Genomic DNA, 2023 nt, shown 5'->3' with positions numbered 1-2023 from the left:
GTTCCCGTCGTACGGCTTCCTGCTGACCGCCGCGCCGGATGACGTGGCCGCGGTGTGCGCGCGTTTCGCCGCGCGCAGCATCGCCGCCGCCGCGATCGGCGCGTGCGAGGCGGGCGATGCGGTGCGGCTGACGCAGGGCGGGGAGAGCCGCGTGCTGTGGCGCTTCGGCGCGGATGATGCGTCCGGGGGCGATGGGTCCGGGGGCGCCGTGCTCGGCGTGGCGGCGTGATGCCGGCGCTGCTGTTCGACGTGCGCTGGCCCGACGGCGAGGTCTCCCGGCTGTATTCGCCGTCCACCGTCATCGGCAGCTATCTCGCGGCGGGCGCGCGCTATCCGCTGGCGGATTTCGTCGTGCGCGCGCGTGCCGCGATGCAGGCCGCGAGCGAGCGCGTGCGCGCCGTCCACGGGTTCCCGTGCAGCCGCGCCGCCGCGACGCTGGATCACATCGAGACGCAGGCGGGCCGCTATCCGCCCGACGCGCATGTCGCCGTCGAACGCATCCTGCACGGCTGAACGAGAACGGATCAGAGAGGGAGAGACGCGGTGAGCAAGATGGAGACGCGCCGGCAGGTCGAGGTCGTCGTGGTCGGCGGCTCGCAGTCCGGCCTCGCGATGAGCTGGCACCTCAAGCAGCGCGGCATCGAGCATGTCGTGTTCGAGAAGCACCGCGTCGCGCACACGTGGCGCACGCAGCGCTGGGACAGTTTCTGCCTCGTCACGCCGAACTGGCAATGCCAGCTGCCGGGCTTTCCGTACCAGGGCAGCGATCCCGACGGCTTCATGGTGAACGCCGACATCGTCCGCTATGTCGAGGACTACCGCGCGTCCTTCGACCCGCCGCTGCATGAGGGTGTCGCGGTGATCGAGGTGCGGCAGACGGCGGGCGGTTTCCACGTCGACACGACCGACGGTGCCTACCTCGCGCGGCACGTGGTGGTCGCCGTCGGCGGCTATCATCGCCCGCGCATCCCGCGCATGGCCGAGCGTCTGCCCGACGACATCGCGCAGGTGCATTCGTCGGAATACCGCAACCCGGCGCAACTGCCGCCGGGCGAGGTGCTGGTGGTCGGCACCGGGCAGTCGGGCAGCCAGATCGCGGAGGACCTGCATCTCGCGCGCCGGCGCGTGCATCTCGCGACCGGCAGCGCGCCCCGCGTCGCCCGCCGCTATCGCGGCCGCGACGTGGTGGCGTGGCTGACCGACATGGGCCATTACGACATGGGCGTGGACGAGCACCCGATGGGCGAGCGGGTGCGGCTGAAGTCCAACCACTATGTCACCGGCCGTGACGGCGGCCACGACATCGACCTGCGCCAGTTCGCGATCGAGGGGATGCGGCTGTACGGCCATCTGCTCGGCCTGCGCGGCACGCAGGCGGCGTTCGCGCCCGACCTGCGCCGCAACCTCGACGGCGCCGACGACAGCGCGCAGCGGATCAAGGACAGCATCGACGCCTGGATCGCCCGCAACGGCATCAACGCGCCGACGGAGCCGCGCTATCGCCCGGTGTGGCAGCCCGAGGCGGAGGTGGAATCGCTCGACCTGCGCGCGGCCGGCATCACGTCGGTGATCTGGGCGACGGGGTTCGAGAGCGACCTGCGCTTCCTGCACGTGCCGGTGTTCGACGGGCGCGGCTACCCCGCGCATGACCGCGGGGTGACGCCGGTGCCGGGACTGTACTTCCTGGGGCTGCCGTGGCTGTACACCTGGGGGTCGGGGCGGTTCTCCGGCGTCGGGCGCGACGCGGCGCACCTGGCGCGGGTGATCACGGGCGAGGTCGCGGGCCGGCCGGCGCGCTGGAACCTCGCCGCCGTCGCCGAGGGGTGAGCGCCGAAGGTAGGCGCGGGGGGTGAGCGGGCTTGCATCCGCCGGCCGGGCGGGGCAGGCGGAGGCGGTGCGTGTCATCGACGATCTGGCCGGGGCGGCGATGCTGCTGACACGGGTGCCGGTCTCCCGCCTGTCGTCCACGCCCGCGCCGCCGCTGCGCGCGGTGTGGGCCTATCCGGTCGTCGGGGCCGCGGTC

At 72.9% G+C, this 2023-nt stretch carries 2 protein-coding genes and 1 pseudogene; all 3 read left to right on the top strand.

Annotation, left to right across the window (positions count from 1 at the left end; translation table 11 throughout):
• A pseudogene (locus B8460_RS22130) lies at positions 1-229 on the top strand (hypothetical protein); the annotation flags it as partial.
• Complete coding sequence (locus B8460_RS15020) at positions 229-513, top strand: MSMEG_0570 family nitrogen starvation response protein (RefSeq protein ID WP_048862416.1); 285 nt, start codon at positions 229-231, stop codon at positions 511-513. The pseudogene B8460_RS22130 and the gene B8460_RS15020, both read left to right, overlap by 1 nt.
• Positions 514-552: 39 nt before the next feature.
• On the top strand, positions 553-1827 hold the full coding sequence (locus B8460_RS15015) for an MSMEG_0569 family flavin-dependent oxidoreductase (RefSeq protein WP_048862418.1): 1275 nt from the start codon (positions 553-555) through the stop codon (positions 1825-1827).
• Positions 1828-2023: the final 196 nt, after the last annotated feature.

This window comes from Acidisphaera rubrifaciens HS-AP3 (genome assembly GCF_000964365.1).
GTDB lineage: Bacteria > Pseudomonadota > Alphaproteobacteria > Acetobacterales > Acetobacteraceae > Acidisphaera > Acidisphaera rubrifaciens.
The sequence above is the reverse complement of the archived record's forward strand: the minus strand, read 5'-3'. Positions and strand labels throughout refer to the sequence as shown.